We start from the raw sequence: 16,737 nt of genomic DNA, 5'->3' as shown, positions 1-16,737 counted from the left end.
AGATGATTTCACCTCCTTCGCAAGCTGTAACAAAGAGTACAATTACTCTTTATCCAGTTGTTGAAGCTTCCACTGTAATGCTTGGTAGAACAATTCATTGGTTTTCATATACGATTGCAGACTAGGGTACATGATTGAACAAATTCTTCTGAAACGTTCGAGATGTTCTGATTGGCTTGAAAGCATCCTTTCAGCAAACCGACGGAAAAATGAATGCGAGACAGGGAGTTCGTCAACATCGGCAAACATTAAGACATACTCTTGAATATTCGCCTGTATGACAGGACTATCTGGCGTTGCATGTTGCTCCGCCGCCTTCAACAACTGTTTATGGTTGTTAAGCATTCTGGCGGTCCACGTCTCAACACTGATTTTAGGCAGGTGAACTACTTCTAGGAAGGACATAACATCTTGCTTCATCTCCAGGACAATCTGTGGATCATTAAACATTTCCTCCAACTCATCTAATGCAGCCGTTTGTGCTGCCGAAAGCTTGCCTTCCAGCAATGAAGATACGTTAACCCCTAGCAAAAATATCTCTCGCCATTCAACCGGGAACTGTTCAGGAAAAACGGACGAAACCATTTTTTCCAAAATAAACTTTTCTCGTTCCAATGCATCTGTAGAAATTGATTCAATTAGCTCGTGCATGTAGCTCAAAGAATCACTGCCACCCTTACTCTGCTTTGTTTGTTCCAAAATGGATTTCATGCTGGCAAGCGTACGCATTTGGATATCCAAAGCTTCGATTTGCCATTCTATCGCCATATCAACAGGTATATCCCCAGCTAACATTCTCTTAATATCATCAATACCAAAGTTTAAATATCGAAGGGTTAGGATCAGTTTTAACCGCCATATTTCCTCTGCCGTATACATACGATGACCTCCGGGAGTTATCTCAGCAGGTGAAAGCAGGCCAATCCCGTCATAGTAACGAACAGTGGGTACAGAACATCCTGTCATTTTTGCCACTTGTCCTATGAAGAACTTCATTGTTGTTCGATCAGTCTGTTGATTTTGTGTGGTGTCTAATCTGTTCCTCGCCTTTCCCTGCACGATACAACACCTCCTAACCAATTATAAAACCTCAAGTAACTTGAGTTTCAAGGGGCAATATGAATAAAAGGAGACATAAAAAAGCCAGGTGGTTGTTGTCACCTGGCTTCGTAAACTCGTAAGGTTGAATGCCCTCATGCAAACTCGCTTGATCGGACGGTTGAAATTATTCATAGAGATCTGTGCTTACATATTTTAGCCCTGAATCATTAATCGTTACCACAATATTGGCCCCCTTTTCTTTCCCTTTCAAAAGCTGTAAGGCAGCCGCAACATTTGCTCCTGAAGAAAATCCTGAGAATATTCCCTCTTTTCTTGCTAATTCTCTAGCAACTTGTGTCGCTTCTTCATCTGTAACATGGATGTAGTCTGTAACGAAGTTCTTATCCAGAAGAGGTAAATCCATGGAATATCCCCCACCTTGGATCTTGTGATTAAGGTTAGTAGCAGCTTTACCAGAGTAGAACGGTGCCGTGCAAGGTTCAATTAAATAACACCGAATGTTGGGATTATACTTTTTTAACGTTTTTGCACAACCTGTAAAAGTGCCACCAGAACCAGCAAAATCAAGGAAAACGTCTACTTTTCCATTCGTTTGTTTCCAAATTTCTTCCCCCGTGTGAAATTCATGAGCATGAATATTGCCAATGTGATGAAATTGGTCTGCAAAGCGATTCTATCCTTTTTGCTAAAGCCCGGATTTAAATATTCCAGTTTGGCGAAAATATTTCCGTCGAGATTTTCTGTTAGCCTAGATAGATGAACCATTGGCGTGTTACCAATCGCTTGATGAACGCCTGATAAAATCGTGTTCTCCATAGACATAGCGGCTCTTTTCGTATATTTTGGACTATATAATGTCTGCTTCAAACTATATATAGCTCGATTGTAAAGTATAACGTACATACGTACAATATAACGTCCGAACTCTATGGAGGGCATTTTGATGGAAGAATTCCACACAAATATTGGAGAGAACATAAAGCGTATTCGGAAAGAAAGAAACTTGAGCTTGGATAAAACTTCTGAAATAACAGGAGTTAGCAAAACGATGTTAGGACAAATTGAAAGAGGAAAGTCTGCTCCAACAATCACAACCCTTTGGAAAATAGCTAGTGGGTTGCGCTTATCCTTTTCTTCACTCGTTAGTCAATACAAGCCGAATGTTACGATCGTAAAAAAGAAGGAAGTAAATCCCATTATTGAAAATAACGGACAATATCGTGTGTATCCACTTGTCCCGTATAATCCAGAACAACAGTTTGAGATCTTTTCAGTAACCCTTGAACCAGGATGCGAGCATATAGCAGAACCGCATACAACTGGGGTTGAGGAATTTATTCTCGTAAATGAAGGCACGCTAGAGGTTGTTGTCAACGAAGAAGTTTATATAGTTGAGCCTGAGGATACTCTCATTTTTAAAGCAGACAGGCCTCACATTTATCGAAATAACGGGGATCGTATCGTAAAGTGTTCCCTAGTCATTCACTACTCAAGTCAGTGAAAACAAAGAGAAACCCCACTACATGGTCATAACCCTGTCAAGTAGACTGCCTAAAAACCCATAGTTACGCGGCGATCGCTTTCCGATACTCAATCGGGGAACGGTCGCCTAGTTTTTTCTGAAAACGACTCTGATTATAAAATGCAATGTATGTTTCAACAGATTGATTTAATTCCTCAAATGATTTTGCCGAGCATCGATACATCATTTCTGTCTTCAGATGAGAAAAGAATGACTCGATACAGGCATTATCCAGGCAATTTCCCCGTCTCGAATGACTTCCTAGTACTCCGTACTCATCCAAACGTTTATTGTAGTGTCTGGAAGTGTATTGAAAACCTTGGTCCGAATGTAGGACGGAACCGTTCATCTCTCTTCCCTTACAAAGACTATCTACGGTGCTCATCACGAGTGACAAATCGTTTTGGGAAGAGACATGCCAAGCAACGATTTCGTTATTAAACAGATCCTGCACAGCAGATAGATAAAAAAATCGTTCTCCGACTCGTAGATAGGTGATGTCGGTTACCAGCTTCTTTAGAGGTGCTTCTGCTTTAAACTGTCTTTCCAGACGATCCGGGTTTACAACTGATGCCTGTCTGCCGAAGAATCGTCTTTTTTTACGAATTACTGAGCGGATGCCTAATTCCTTCATCATTCGATAGACACGTTTGTGATTGATTTGTAAACCTTCTTTGCGAAGGGCAACTGTCACTCGTAAGTAACCATAATAAGGATGCAAGCGATGGATACTTAGGATATGTTCTTTTAGGTTGGCTTCCTTTTCGCTACGTCGAACAGATGCCTCTCTGGACTTTCTCCATTTGTAATATCCCGCACGGGATACTTTTGCAAAACTGAGCAGCCATGATAATCGATATTTGGTTTGCATTTGTTCAATAATTGAGAACCTTGCTTTCTTCGAAGTCACTCCCCGTTTAGATTTGGATATCGCTTTTTTAGATATTCATTCTCCGCTTTTATGTATGCTAACTCTTCCTCAACGCTTGTGAATTTGGTTTTTGGACGCCCTTTTCGCCATGCCTGATTTGATCGAGAAGCTGTTAGTGCCTCCCCATTACGAACCTTATTAACCCAGTCCAACACCTGTCTTTTTTCTGGAATGCCTAATCTTCTGGCGACTTCTCTAGAAGATACTCCGGACTCGTAAAGACGTACGGCTTCCATTTTTTCCTCTTCCGTATAAACTCTAAATGTTTGTCCTTTTTTAGCCATAAAAAAATCCCCTCTGATCAATTGTGTCTTACCCAATTGTAACAGTGGGGTTTTAAACACAGTCAACCATGAGGGGATATTACCAACATGTAGGGTTTCTCTTCCGTTAGATGACTAGCATATTTGCTATCCGTTAGCAGTGTTCCCCCATTCCTGTTTCCGCTCATGGAGCGAGCTCGCAATAATACGGTCCAGCAGCTGTGTAAAGGTCATACCTGCTGCAGCTGCACTCTTTGGAAACAGGCTGTTGGCGGTCATCCCCGGTAAGGTGTTCACTTCTAGTACGTAAGGCTTATCCTGACACAAAATCATATCGACCCTTGCATAGACCTTGCACTGCAACAGTTGGTAGCTAGCAAGCGCCGCCTCGCGCACACGCTGCTGGGTAACAGGAGGAAGCTCGATCACCTTTTCCTCCGCGCCGCCGTCCTCATATTTCGCTTGGTAGTCAAACCATTCTGAATGAGCGGAGCGAATGCCGATAATCGGTAGTACCTCGCCATCCAGAATTGCGCAGGTAATCTCCGTCCCTTTCAAATAAGGCTCAATCAAGATCCCCTGATCCAAATGGCTGGCTTCCTGAACAGCCGTCAGCAGCTCACCCTCATTATGCACGAGCTGGACACCAATGCTGGAGCCTCCCATATTCGGCTTCACAATCACCGGGTAACCCAATTGCTCCACCGCCTGTGGATCATAAACGTCCTTCCAGTAAAGTCCTGCTGGTGTTTGAATGCCTGCCTCCTTCAGCAGCATTTTGGACAGTTGCTTATTCATACATAGGCTGCTTGCCAGGACACCGCTTCCGGTATATGGAATACCCAGCGTCTCCAGCGCCCCCTGCACCGTGCCATCCTCCCCATATTGCCCATGCAGCGCCAGTAGCGCGAAATCGATGCCTGCCTGCTGAACCTGTGTGATTAAATCCACTCGCTGCGTAACGACAATGGGAACTGCCTCATAGCGACTGCGATCCAAATGATTGATCATTTCTTGACCAGTCTTCAGAGAAACCTCACGCTCAGAAGAAATACCACCCATAATAACGCCTATCTTCATGATGACACCTCATCTATCTTCAAAATGGTTGTGCGGTTTGTAATCGTTAAGCCTCAAGAAAGCGCCGTGCCTGTTTGCCGATTATCTGAATACCGCGCTCGATATTTTCATCCGTTACTCGTGAAAAACCAAGCCGCAAAGTATTCGTCCCTGTTCCTTCTTGAATAAAAAATTTGTCCCCCGGTGTAAAAATGACACCGTGTTCTGTGCAAGCTTCTAACAGCTCTCGTGTATTTACGCCTGAAGGAAAGGTAAGAAACAAATGCAAGCCCCCATCGCCTGACAGCTGCGCCAGTGGGAGATGTGCTTCACAGCAAGCCTTCGTCAGCTCATATTTGCGCTTATATTCCATGCGGGCTTTTTTTACATATTTATCGAAATTTCCATTCAGCAAATATTGATATAGGATCGATTGATCGATGGTAGATGTATGAATGGTGCGTGCACGCTTAATGCTTTCCAGGTTGTCGATCAGTGCCCTGTCTCCAAGCACCCAGCCCACTCGCAATCCAGGGAATAGTACCTTGGAGAAGCTACCAATATAGATGACTCCGTTCCCTTTCCCTGCTGTCGCGATTAATGGCGCAACATGCGCTCCCGAGTAGCGCAGTTCTTCATTGAATCCATCCTCGATCACCGGAATCTGATAGCGCATAAGTAATTTCATAATGGCACTGCGCTTCGCTGGCGACATGACTATGCCTGTCGGATTGTGATAGGAAGGGGTCAAATAGGCCAGATCGAAGCTGTTTGTCTGCTTCTGCAATACAGCCTCAAGCTGCTCCACATCAATACCATCACTCTCCATCGCAATGCCGGTAATCTCAAATCCTTGCAGCTTCAAATTCTTGATCGCAGTATGATGAGTCGGGTTTTCACAAATGGCTGCCCCACGGCGAGCAGAAGGACGTAGTGCCGACAGTACTATGTCGAAACCTTCTGTAAACCCGCTTGTAATCAGCATATCCTTCCCGCTTAAATCGACGCCCTTATTCTCCATATAACGCATCAAGTAATCGATCAATGGCTTATAGCCCTTGGCATAGCCGTAGTTGAGCAGCACCTGTCCTTCGATTGCCATCCGATCCATAAAGGCTCGCCTTACATCCCCCAGATCAAACAACTGCTCATCCGGCGCGATGCTTGTGAACGAAATGGTTCCTTTTTTGGAGCGAATGCCCTGCTTCATCATGTCCAGCTCTGCAGCGGATACAGCATATTCGTTCATTCGTGCCTTCCAGTCGATCTGCCAGGTGGCGGAGCTGTCAGCACTACCGTTATCCGCAGCCAAATGGCCCACCATAGCGGTAACATAGCTGCCTTTGCCTGGAATCGCATACGTAAATCCGTCATCCTCTAGGCCTTCGTAGGCTGCGATGACTGTATTGCGGCTCACCTTAAGCAAGCTGCTCATTTCTCGTGTGGAGGGCAGCTTTTGATCCGCCTGAAGCGCGCCTTTGATTATTAAACGTTTGACGTATTCTTTCACTTGTATCGCGACTGGACGGTCACCAACAAGCTTGAAATCCTGGAACATCCTTCATCGCCCCCGTCTATAATGATGGCATGGGAGACGAGAGAAAAAAAGAACCACCGCACAGGATTTTTCATCCTTCGGTGGTTCCTCTGTAGCAGTCAGCTTCCACGCAACGGTAAAAATGCAAGTAAAAAAGAACCCATTTTTCCTAAGGGTTCCTCTTTTACAATCCTATTTTAGTTAGCCTATCGTGAGTCCTTCACCAGATACTATCCGTTTTATGATTGTTTTGCGCCATCATAATATATTTGTCCAATTGCTGGCTCACACCCAAAACGGCGTCACTTGTAAGACCATGTTTTCCTGCCAATTCAATCATTTGTTGTCGTAGTTGTTCGATGCTTGTTTCTAAATCTAAATGATGGCGACTCACTTCTTTTCCCTCGCCCCAGATCGTGCTTGTAGGGGCACCTTCTTCTTCTCTTTTCGGGAATGTTCCTAGGTGCACAGGGACTTCCCTTTCTAATGAACATGCGATAGCTTTTATGTTAAGCACCTCCTATAATTTACAAATCATTACATTAATAACTATAAATCAATATGCAAGAATTTACCAACTAAGAAAAAATTGAATAGAAAAAAACATCCTATCGAAAGGATGTTTTTTTCTATAATGGATAAATCCAATCGCACGTAAGCGTTCACTACTCCTTTTTCCCGATCAACAATTCCACTTCTTCGATTTCCTTCGGGATCTGCGATGAGAGCACCTCGCAGCCGTCTTCTGTTACTAACACATTATCTTCAATCCGAATGCCAATCGCTTCTTCCTCTATGTACAGACCAGGTTCAATCGTGATCACCATACCAGGTTGCAAAGTAACATTGTAATCCGGGATATCGTGTGTATCCAGTCCAAGGTGATGAGACACAGGATGATAGTAGTATTTGGACAGCTCACTGCTTTCTTGGATGAGACCGAGTCGTAGTAGGCCGTCTGTCAAGACTTGTTTCGTGACGTCATTTAGTTGTGGAAGTGTGACACCAGGCTTCACTGCTTCGATGGTCTTGATTTCTGCCTCGAGCACGAGTTGATAGATCGCTTTCTGACGATCTGTAAATCGACCATTCACGGGAAACGTTCGCGAAATATCAGCCGCATAGTAGTTCGATGTTGCACCGAGGTCGAGGAGGACCAAGTCACCATCTTCCGCAGGCTGATTATTTGCTTCATAGTGTAAGATAGTAGCATTGATCCCACTAGCAATAATGGGCAAATAAGGAATTTCGCGAACACCATGCGATTTCAACGTGAAATCATAGTGCGCCTCTAGCTCATATTCCATGATTCCAGGACGTGCATGCAACCACATGCGCCGGATTGCTTCATCTGTAATCGCAATCGCACGTCTGATTTCTTCGATCTCAGCCTGACTCTTTACCATGCGCAGTTCTTTCAGCCACGGGCCTGCATCGTGAATCTGCAGAGTTCGGTATTTCTTCTGTGCCTCTTCGGCAAAAGTGTCTGCAGGGGTCCGCTCATCGCTCCACAGATAGCGATACAAGTCTAGATAAAGTGAGTACTTGCCTTCGCAGCGCCTCATAAAGGTTCCAAATGACTCTAGCCACTCATCGAGATAGTCGAAGTGTTCGATACCTGACTGCTCTTTCGCCTCTTGATCAGATAAGACGGCCCCTGTCCATTTCGCTTCCAGTTCATTAGGGCGCTGAAGAAATAACGTTTCGACCACGATGCCAGCGCGTTTCGTGATCATGAGAATGAGGTTGCTGCGCGCAATGCCGGTTAGATAATAGAAGTTGCGGTTCGGTGAAAACGGATATTTATCGTCATGGCTGCGTTTCTTGACAACCCCTGAAAATAGGACGAGTGCGCTATGGTCAGGCATTTTTTCTGCGAGTCTTTGACGGCGATTGATAAACTCTTTTGAATCTATGGTTATTGTCATTTGTTTTATACCCCTTCGTTCGTGAGTTTCTTCATGACTTAATCCAGCATGGGAAAGGCGGTCTTGATCGCTTATAGTTCAGTATAGTCTGACAATTATCTGCCGTTTTCACGTTGAAAAACAATCTATTTTCGGATATAACCGATGAAATCCGGAAAGACCAGTAATCGCCCCTAACATACTCTGGCTAGATCGTCATGCATCCTCCTTTCTTCTATATTTTAGGATACTTTCATCAAATGGGAAACGAGTTTCGCAATAAACCTTTTATTGAGTCCATAAAACAAAGAGCAGTTGCTTTAGGCAAGCTGCTCCTTGTTTTAGTAGATGTCGATCGCATTTTATTTAACGTTACTCTACCACCCTTTTCGCCCAGCGCAGGTCCGGTGTACCGGTTACACTAAAGCGGATGCCTTCGATTTTTTTGCTGTTGAGGTAGTTTTCGTTATTGAAATAAACCGGGATGACGGGCATGTCCTGCATCAAAATGGTTTCAGCGTCGTGCAGAAGCTTCATGCGTGCTTCCTCGTTTTGTTCGACCTTCGCTTTTTCGATCAGCTCGTCAAACTGCGGATTGGCCCAGTTGGTGAAGTTGCGGGAGCTTTTCCCTGTGTACAGCTCCAGCATCGCGAGCGGATCGAGGTAATCCCCGCCCCAACCCATGCGGGCAATCTGGAAGTTTTTTTGCTTGAACGTATCGATGTACGTTTTCCACTCCTGATTTTCCAGCTTCACTTGCACGCCTAGATTTTGCTTGAACATTTCTTGCAGCGCTTCGGCAATCTTCTTGTGGTTTTCTGCGGTGCTGTATTTCAGTGTAATAGGAGGAAGCTCTGTCCAGCCTTCTTCCTTCAAGCCTTCAGCCAGGAGCTGCTTCGCCTTGGCTGGATCAAACTGATAGTAAGGCGCTACTTCTTCTCGGAAGTCCTTGCCTGAAGGAGTTTTCACCCCAAATGGCGTATATCCGTACGCCGGGAGCTGGCCTCCCTTGGTCACGTTTTTCGTCAGGATATCCCGGTCGATCGCGTAGGAAAAGGCCTGACGAATTTTCGCATTAGTAAACGGCTTCTCCTCTACGTTGAACGTGTACGTATAAATGCTGTAGTCCGGGAATGATTTGTACTCTTCTTTTTCTTTTTCCTGCTCTATCACGTCGATCGGCAGGGAATCAATGAGATCAAGCGCTCCAGTTTTAAACATCTGGTAGTAGGTGGTTGCTTCGTTTACCATCTTGAAGTGGACGGTGTCCATCGTTACCTTTTCTTTCTCCCAATAGCTCTGGCTTTTCGCGATTGTCAGCTGACTGTTGTGGTCCCAGCTCTCCACGGTGTACGGGCCATTGGTCACGATGCCTTTCGCATCGGCCGCCCAGTTTTTGTCTGCATCCGCGACTTTTTTGTTCACCGGCAGATAGGCGCGACTCATCATGATTTTCGGGAAATAGGTGATCGGGTCTTTCAGTCCGACGATGAGTGTTCGGTCATCCTTTGCCTTGATCTGAACGTCATCCACGCTGCCTTTGCCCGTGTTGAATGCCTCAGCGCCTTGTATGTAGTAGAGTGCGGATGGTTCATAGGCGGCGGTCTCTGGATTCAGCACGCGCTTCCAGGAGTATTCGTAGTCATGCGCCGTCAACGAATCGCCGTTCGACCATTTCATTTCGGAGCGCAGGGTAAACGTATAGGTTTTGCCGTCCGGTGAGACTTCCACCTTTTCTGCTGCACCTTCGCTGATGTCTCCATTCTGGCTGTATCGGTACAATCCTTCATACAGATGGTCGATGACCCAGTACGAGGTGGTATCGGAAGCGAATGCCGGATCTAATGTGTACGGTTCGCCCCGCAGGTTAGCGGTCATGACTTGTTTGACGGCTGCTCCCGTCTGTTGATTTGAAGACGCATCCGGTTTATCGCTACCGCACGCTGAAAGTGCAGGTACAGCAAGCGCCAGCAATGCGGCAAAAGCGAGCAATCCCTTTTTCATGATGATTTCCTCCTTGTTCTCCTCTATTTACTGTACAAGATGGCATGCGATCCAGTGTCCGTGCCTCACCTCCTTCCAATCCGGCGCTGTTTCGGCACAAACGCCTTGGGCAACCGGACATCTGGTGCGAAACGGGCAACCGCTAGGCGGATGAATCGGGCTGGGTGGTTCTCCGGTCAGTACGATCTGCTCTCGCTCTTTGCGCTGGGCTGGATGAGAGACCGGCATAGCCGAGATCAAGGCCTGCGTGTACGGATGTAGCGGTGTGGCAAACAACTCCTCGCTCGGCGCCAGTTCCATCATCTGCCCGAGGTACATCACGCCAATCCGGTCGCTGATGTGCTTCACCATCGACAGGTCATGGGCGATAAACAGATAAGTGATGGACCGCTCTGCCTGAAGATCGGCTAAAAGATTGACGATTTGCGCCTGAATGGACACATCCAGTGCGGAGATAGACTCGTCTGCCACGATAAAGCTGGGCTCCAATGCAAGCGCGCGGGCGATGCCGATACGTTGTCGCTGTCCACCGCTGAATTCATGCGGAAAACGTTTTGCGTGGCTTGGGTGCAATCCTACTAGCTCCAGCAGCCGATAGATACGTTCTTCTCGCGCTTTTCCTTTTGCCAAGCCATAGGAGTCAATTCCTTCAGCGATGATGTCGCCCACTCGTAAACGCGGATTGAGTGAAGCCTGCGGATCTTGGAAAATCAGCTGCATGTGGCGGTTTGCTTCCCGTCGCTCACGTCTATCCATCCTGGCGATGTCTTTGCCTTGAAACAGGATGCGCCCCGCAGTAGCCGAGTACAGGCCCACGATCGTCCTGCCCAGCGTAGACTTGCCGCAGCCGCTTTCCCCCACGATTCCGAGCGTCTCCCCTCGTCTGATTTCAAAAGAGACTCGGTCAACAGCTCTAACCCGTTGGCCTCCGCCAATCTCAAACGATTTAGCGAGATTCTCCACCCCTACAATGTTGTCAACCATGTGTCTCCCTCCCTGCTACCATCCACGCTTCTGCACTCCGGGCACGCGGGTCGTTCAACCAGCAGCTCGCCTCATGCTGATTGAAAAAAGAATTCGATTGCGGCATATGCTCCAGGCAAATTTCCATGGCAAACCGGCAACGGGCAGCGAACGGGCAACCTGCAGGCGGACGAAACAGATCCGGCGGTGTCCCTTCGATGGGGATCAGCCGCTCTTTTTTACCTGCATCGAGACGTGGCACAGACTGCAACAGCCCTTGTGTGTATGGATGGCGTGGTTTGTCAAAAATCTCTCCTACCGGGCCGCTTTCCACCACTACGCCTGCGTACATTACCGCGACATGGTCGGCCACCTCTGCGACGACGCCCAGATCGTGGGTGATCATTATGATCGACGTGTTCAACTGCTCCTGCAACTCTTTCATCAGACGAAGGATCTGTGCCTGAATGGTCACGTCAAGCGCTGTCGTCGGTTCATCTGCGATAACCAACTGAGGTTGGCAGGCAAGCGCCATGGCGATTCCGACACGCTGCCGCATGCCTCCGCTTAGCTCGTGCGGATACTGCTCAAATCGCCTCGCCGCCTCCGGAATGCCTACCCTCGCCAGCAGTTTCAGCGTCTCTTCCTTTGCTTCCGTCTTCGTCTGCTTTCGATGTTTGATCAGCCCTTCCGCTATCTGCTGGCCGATTTTCATCGTGGGGTTTAGCGAAGTCATCGGGTCCTGGAAGATCATACCGATCTGCGAGCCGCGAACCTGCTGCCATTCCAGCTTCGTCAGCCCAGTCAGTTCACGCTCGCGAAATCGAATGCTGCCGCCTTTTACCTGACCGGATCGCGGTGGAATCATTCCCATCAATGCCCGGGCGGTCACACTTTTTCCGCAACCGCTTTCCCCGACAATTGCCAGCGTCTCTCCCTCCTTCACAGAGAAGGAAACCCCTCTTACTGCTTGCACCTCTCCACCGTACGTGCGAAAGGAGACGCGCAACTGATCTACTTCCAACAATGGCTTCACGATGTACTCCCCCTCATTTCCTGATCCACGGGTCCAGTGCGTCCTGCAAACCATCCCCGAGCGCGTTACACGCGAACATGGTAAGCGAAATCATGAATCCCGGAAAAAACAGTCGCCACCACTGTCCGCTCAGCATAACCGCCAGTGCGTCATTGGCCATGGTTCCCCAGCTAGCCGTTGGCGCTTGCACACCCAGCCCAAGAAAGCTGAGAAACGATTCGGCGAAAATCGCGTGCGGTATCGTAAAGGTCAGGTTGACGATGATGACGCCGATCGTATTCGGCAGCAGATGTTTGATGATGATTTTGGCGTGAGAGGTACCCAGCTTTTCTGCAGCCAGCACAAACTCCTGCCGCTTGATCTGCATGATTTGTCCTCTGACCAAGCGGGCCATACCGACCCAACCGGTTAGTGAAAGGGCAATGATGATCGTTGCGAGTCCAGGCTCCAGAACCACCATCAGCAGGATTACTACCAGGAGGTACGGAATGCTGTACAGAATTTCAGCCAATCGCATCAGAATGTTGTCCACACGGTCGCCCAGCTTGTTCCTCCCTGCCATGTAACCGGATATCCCGCCGATGCATACACCGATCACTAGGTCGATGGCAGCTGCCGCCACACCAATAAACAAAGAGATTTGACCGCCTACCCAGGTACGTGCCCACATGTCCCGCCCCAAATCATCCGTGCCAAACCAATGCTCGCCCGACAGTGGCAGATTTCCCTTCGTCAATGACTGTTCATGCGGGCTGTGGGGAACGAGCATCGGTCCGATGATCGAGAGGGTCACCACTGTTGCGAGCAGGAAGACCCCGAGCATTGCCAGCTTGTTGCGGAATACTCGTTGCAATACCTCCTGCCAATACCCAAGACTGGGGCGTTCCCGAATTTCTTCCGATAGGCGGGTTCGGTCTACTGGTCGAAACAGCGAATCCAGTTGTGTTGCCTGATTGGCCATAACGCTACTTCCCTCCACTCGTCAATCTGATGCGCGGGTCAATCACCCGATACAGCAGGTCGATGATGTACAAAGTAAATACGAGCACAAAGCTGTAAAACACTGTCGTTCCCAAAATAACGGGATAATCGCGGTTAAAAATACTTTCCACGAAGTATTTGCCGAGCCCCGGAATGGCGAAAATCTTTTCCACCACAAAGGTTCCGGTCATCAGGTTGGCAAACAGCGGACCGATAAAGGTAAGAACCGGCAGTATGGCATTGCGCATCCCGTGTCTAACGACAATGGAAAAGGTGCCAAGCCCTTTCGCCTCCGCCGTGCTTATGTATTCCTGTTGCCAAACCTCAAGCATGCTGGCTCGTACGAAACGGGCGATAATGGCGAGCGGGCCGATAGCGAGCGCAAGCGTTGGAAGAATCGAGTGTTCCCAGCTTCCCCACGCAGCAACGGGAAAAAGCTCCCATTTGACCGCCAAGTACTTGATCAACAGTGGCGCCAGAATAAAACTTGGGACGGAGATCCCGATGATGGCTGCAAACATAGACAAGAAATCGAGCGTTCGATTGTGATAGAGTGCTGCTACGATTCCCAGTGTCATTCCACCTGCCAGCGCGACAATAAACGCCTGAAGTCCCAGAACGGCCGATGCGGGAAATCCCTCTGCAATCAGCGTGTTCACATCCCTCGTCTTTGACTGGATAGAAGGCCCCAAGTCAAAATGCAGCAATCCTTTCAGATAGAGCAGGTACTGTACCGTGATTGGCTGATCCAGGTTGTACTCCGCCCGCATGTTCTTAACCACTTCTTCTGGAAGCATTTTGGCGTCAGACGCGAACGGGTCACCCGGAATCAGGTGCATGGTCACAAACGTTATCGTGACAATCATCCACAGTGTAACGATCATGAGAAAGCCACGCTTGACCGCATAATGAAGCACATTGTTTCCTCCTTTGTGTATTACTAAGTAAATAGATATAAATACTACGAATTAAAAATATAAAAAACCCCTCTCCGAAAAGAAGAGGGGCAATTACACGGTTCCCACCTTCTTATCTCGCAGAATAAATCCGCAGGAATTGGCACCGTAAGGTCAATCAGACCAAGGTTGCCGGGTTTCATCGGGCCAGTCCCTCCACCACTCTCGATAAGAATATTCTATGAAATTTAATTTCATTGTAAAATTCTTTTTTATCTTATCATTTTACTCGGATATGTCAATCCTGTTCAATGACAATTGATTTTTCTTTATTTTTTATGGGAAAAGTAAATCTGCCCAAATCTTAATCGTGGTGGCTAGGATCAACAAGGCAAGAATGCTTTGGAGTATCCGGGTGCCTAAGCGTTTGCTGACCTTTGTACCGAGCGGCGCTGCCATGATGCTGGCGATTACCATGATCACGGATGGCCATAGCAATATTTCCCCCGCCATCCATTTTCCTACCGTCGAACCGATAGAAGAAAGAAAGGTGATGGCAAGAGATGAAGCAATCGCAACTCTTGTCGGAATCTTGAGGATGATCAACATGATGGGAACCAAAATAAAAGCGCCAGCTGCCCCGACAATTCCGGAGGCACCCCCGACAATCAAAGCGGATAATACAGCTGTTGGTTTATGAAAGATAATCTCCGTCTGTTCACGTTCGTCCATCCGTTTTTTTGGCAGGAGCATCAAGATTACAGCAATCGTGGCCAGAATGGCGTAAACGATATTGACAGCATCTGCCGAAAGTAATTTTCCTCCATACCCTCCAAGCAAGCTCCCTACAATAATGGCACTTCCCATGTACACAACGAGCTGGTAATGAATAAGCTTATCTTTGCGCAGAGTCCAAACAGCAGCTAGGGTGGCAAAAAATACTTGGACGGCACTTATTCCGGATACTTCGTGAGCTGTGTAAGCAACGAATCCAAGGGCGGGCGGAATGTACAGAAGCATCGGATACTTGATGATGGAGCCCCCGATTCCGACGAGACCAGAGATAAACGATCCCGCGAAACCGATAACAAAAAGTGTGATCACAAGGTCGATAGTCATAGGCTCACCCTTTGCAACACCTCGCTTCGTTTTATCCTCGTTCTACAACTGCTAAGCCGTCTATTTGCCATTTCAAGATTCCGCCGCTCAAATTCATGACATCCTTGAATCCGTTTGCTTTCAGAATGCTTGCGCCAATCGCGGATCGGGCACCGGAACGGCACTGTACAAGAAGCGGCTTATCGTGAGGAATCTCATCCAGCCGCGTGGCGAGTGTACCGAGCATGATGTGTTGTGCGTCCGGAATGTGTCCTTCCTTCCACTCAGCCAGATTACGTACATCTACTACGTGAACCTCTCCCTTTCTCACCCGTTCTGCAATCTCCAACGGTGTTACCTCTTCGATTGTCTCGAGCGAAGACGCTTCACTTTCCATTAGCATGCCGCTGTCGATAAAGCCCGTGACATGATCAATCCCTACGGAATGCAAGGCTTGCAAAATCTCGTTCAGCTCATCCGGGGCGGCCAGGATATGTACCGGCCGATTATAATCGACGATCCAGCCCGCCCAGTTGGCAAATGACTTGTTAAAAGGAATGTGAAGGGTTCCCGCCAGATGCCCCTTCGCAAATTTCTGAAAAGGACGCGTATCGACAATCTGTCCGTTTTCCAGCGATTTCTTTACCGTTTCAAGAGAGTTGAACTCTTGGACAACAGGGAGCTCCTTGAGCAACGCAGGGCCTTCCTTATTAACGCGTTTCATCACGGCAAAATACGTTGGCGGCTCTGGTTGTCCATCCAGGAGTGCCTTGACGAATTCCTCTTCACTGGAGTGTGACATCGCCCAGTTAAAGAGCTTTTCATAACCGACGGTAGAAGACGGCACGGCCCCCAGTGCTTTCCCGCAAGCACTTCCAGCGCCATGAGCTGGCCATACCTGCATATAATCCGGCAGTTGCTTGAATTTTTGGAGAGACTGGAACATGGCTCTTGCACCTGACTCGGATGTACCCTTCATTCCCGCCGCTTTTTCGAGCAAGTCCGGTCTGCCGATATCTCCAACAAAGACGAAATCTCCCGTGAAGATCCCGATGGGGCGATCTGCATTCCCTCCGAGGTCGGTCAAAAGGAAGGAGATGCTCTCAGGGGTATGGCCAGGGGTATGCATGACTTCAAATAGCAGGTTCCCGATAAAAAAGCGATCCCCATCGTGCAGAAGCTGGTGGTTCACCCCTTCCAAGTATTGATATTTCCATTCTTCATCGCCCTCATTGGATAAAAACAGCTTCGCCTGATAAGCTGCGCCCAGTTCCCTGGCACCAGATACAAAATCAGCGTGAATGTGGGTTTCGGTGGCGGCTACAATGGAAACCCCCTCTGCTTTGGCAACTTGAAAATAAGGCGCTAGATTGCGGGCCGGATCGATCACAATCGCCTCACCAGTTTTTTGGCAGCCGACCAGATAAGATGCATGGGCCAGTTTTTCATCATAAAAGTAACGCAACAACATGGTGCAT

16 protein-coding genes and 1 riboswitch are annotated in these 16,737 nt (G+C 47.8%); of the genes, 1 reads left to right on the top strand and 15 read right to left on the bottom strand.

Going from position 1 to position 16,737, the window contains the following annotated elements; translation table 11 throughout:
* Positions 1-42 precede the first annotated feature (42 nt).
* From ACKKE8_RS15725 to ACKKE8_RS15715, 3 genes are all read right to left on the bottom strand, one after another.
* Positions 43-1,059, bottom strand: a complete 1,017-nt coding sequence (locus ACKKE8_RS15725) for a MerR family transcriptional regulator (protein WP_409178956.1) — start codon at positions 1,057-1,059, stop codon at positions 43-45.
* Positions 1,060-1,225: 166 nt separating this feature from the next.
* Entirely contained in the window at positions 1,226-1,699 is a 474-nt protein-coding gene (locus tag ACKKE8_RS15720) for a PLP-dependent cysteine synthase family protein (RefSeq protein ID WP_409179132.1), read from the bottom strand.
* Positions 1,639-1,878, bottom strand: a complete 240-nt coding sequence (locus ACKKE8_RS15715) for a pyridoxal-phosphate dependent enzyme (RefSeq protein WP_409178955.1) — start codon at positions 1,876-1,878, stop codon at positions 1,639-1,641. Before ACKKE8_RS15715 ends, ACKKE8_RS15720 begins: the two co-directional genes overlap by 61 nt.
* A 127-nt stretch (positions 1,879-2,005) precedes the next feature.
* On the opposite strand from ACKKE8_RS15715, the gene ACKKE8_RS15710 reads away from it, so the two are divergent.
* Positions 2,006-2,563: a helix-turn-helix domain-containing protein gene (locus tag ACKKE8_RS15710; protein WP_409178954.1), complete on the top strand. Its 558-nt coding sequence runs from the start codon at positions 2,006-2,008 to the stop codon at positions 2,561-2,563.
* Positions 2,564-2,627: 64 nt separating this feature from the next.
* On the opposite strand, the gene ACKKE8_RS15705 is transcribed toward ACKKE8_RS15710, so the two are convergent.
* From ACKKE8_RS15705 to ACKKE8_RS15650, 12 genes are all read right to left on the bottom strand, one after another.
* A protein-coding gene (locus ACKKE8_RS15705) for an IS3 family transposase (RefSeq protein ID WP_409174781.1) occupies positions 2,628-3,799 on the bottom strand; the annotation gives its coding sequence in 2 pieces (ribosomal slippage) (positions 2,628-3,526 and positions 3,526-3,799; 1,173 coding nt in all).
* Positions 3,800-3,925: 126 nt separating this feature from the next.
* Positions 3,926-4,858 carry a D-alanine--D-alanine ligase gene (locus ACKKE8_RS15700; protein WP_409178953.1) on the bottom strand — a complete coding sequence of 311 codons (933 nt, stop codon included), beginning with the start codon at positions 4,856-4,858 and terminating at the stop codon, positions 3,926-3,928.
* A gap of 46 nt (positions 4,859-4,904) precedes the next feature.
* Positions 4,905-6,395 (bottom strand): PLP-dependent aminotransferase family protein, encoded by a 1,491-nt coding sequence (locus ACKKE8_RS15695; RefSeq protein ID WP_409178952.1) that lies wholly within the window; start codon positions 6,393-6,395, stop codon positions 4,905-4,907.
* A gap of 199 nt (positions 6,396-6,594) precedes the next feature.
* Positions 6,595-6,843 carry an aspartyl-phosphate phosphatase Spo0E family protein gene (locus tag ACKKE8_RS15690; protein ID WP_409178951.1) on the bottom strand — a complete coding sequence of 83 codons (249 nt, stop codon included), beginning with the start codon at positions 6,841-6,843 and terminating at the stop codon, positions 6,595-6,597.
* Positions 6,844-7,039: 196 nt separating this feature from the next.
* Positions 7,040-8,290 carry an aminopeptidase P family protein gene (locus ACKKE8_RS15685; RefSeq protein WP_409179131.1) on the bottom strand — a complete coding sequence of 417 codons (1,251 nt, stop codon included), beginning with the start codon at positions 8,288-8,290 and terminating at the stop codon, positions 7,040-7,042.
* A gap of 363 nt (positions 8,291-8,653) precedes the next feature.
* Positions 8,654-10,285 carry a peptide ABC transporter substrate-binding protein gene (locus tag ACKKE8_RS15680; protein ID WP_409178950.1) on the bottom strand — a complete coding sequence of 544 codons (1,632 nt, stop codon included), beginning with the start codon at positions 10,283-10,285 and terminating at the stop codon, positions 8,654-8,656.
* 27 nt (positions 10,286-10,312) lie between these two features.
* The gene (locus ACKKE8_RS15675) at positions 10,313-11,269 is read right to left on the bottom strand and encodes an ABC transporter ATP-binding protein (RefSeq protein WP_409178949.1); all 957 of its coding nucleotides are present in this window, start codon (positions 11,267-11,269) and stop codon (positions 10,313-10,315) included.
* Entirely contained in the window at positions 11,262-12,284 is a 1,023-nt protein-coding gene (locus ACKKE8_RS15670; RefSeq protein WP_409178948.1) for an ABC transporter ATP-binding protein, read from the bottom strand. The genes ACKKE8_RS15675 and ACKKE8_RS15670 overlap by 8 nt, the downstream gene beginning before the upstream one ends.
* 13 nt (positions 12,285-12,297) lie before the next feature.
* Positions 12,298-13,245, bottom strand: a complete 948-nt coding sequence (locus tag ACKKE8_RS15665) for an ABC transporter permease (protein WP_409178947.1) — start codon at positions 13,243-13,245, stop codon at positions 12,298-12,300.
* Positions 13,246-13,249: 4 nt separating this feature from the next.
* Positions 13,250-14,182 (bottom strand): ABC transporter permease, encoded by a 933-nt coding sequence (locus ACKKE8_RS15660; RefSeq protein WP_409178946.1) that lies wholly within the window; start codon positions 14,180-14,182, stop codon positions 13,250-13,252.
* Positions 14,183-14,291: 109 nt separating this feature from the next.
* Positions 14,292-14,396: riboswitch (SAM riboswitch) on the bottom strand.
* A gap of 101 nt (positions 14,397-14,497) precedes the next feature.
* Complete coding sequence (locus ACKKE8_RS15655; RefSeq protein WP_409178945.1) at positions 14,498-15,280, bottom strand: sulfite exporter TauE/SafE family protein; 783 nt, start codon at positions 15,278-15,280, stop codon at positions 14,498-14,500.
* 31 nt (positions 15,281-15,311) lie between these two features.
* Positions 15,312-16,730 (bottom strand): MBL fold metallo-hydrolase, encoded by a 1,419-nt coding sequence (locus ACKKE8_RS15650; RefSeq protein ID WP_409178944.1) that lies wholly within the window; start codon positions 16,728-16,730, stop codon positions 15,312-15,314.
* Positions 16,731-16,737 lie beyond the last annotated feature (7 nt).

The organism is Brevibacillus fortis (assembly GCF_046196545.1).
GTDB lineage: Bacteria > Bacillota > Bacilli > Brevibacillales > Brevibacillaceae > Brevibacillus > Brevibacillus fortis_A.
This window is presented reverse-complemented; position numbering and strand designations above follow the sequence as displayed.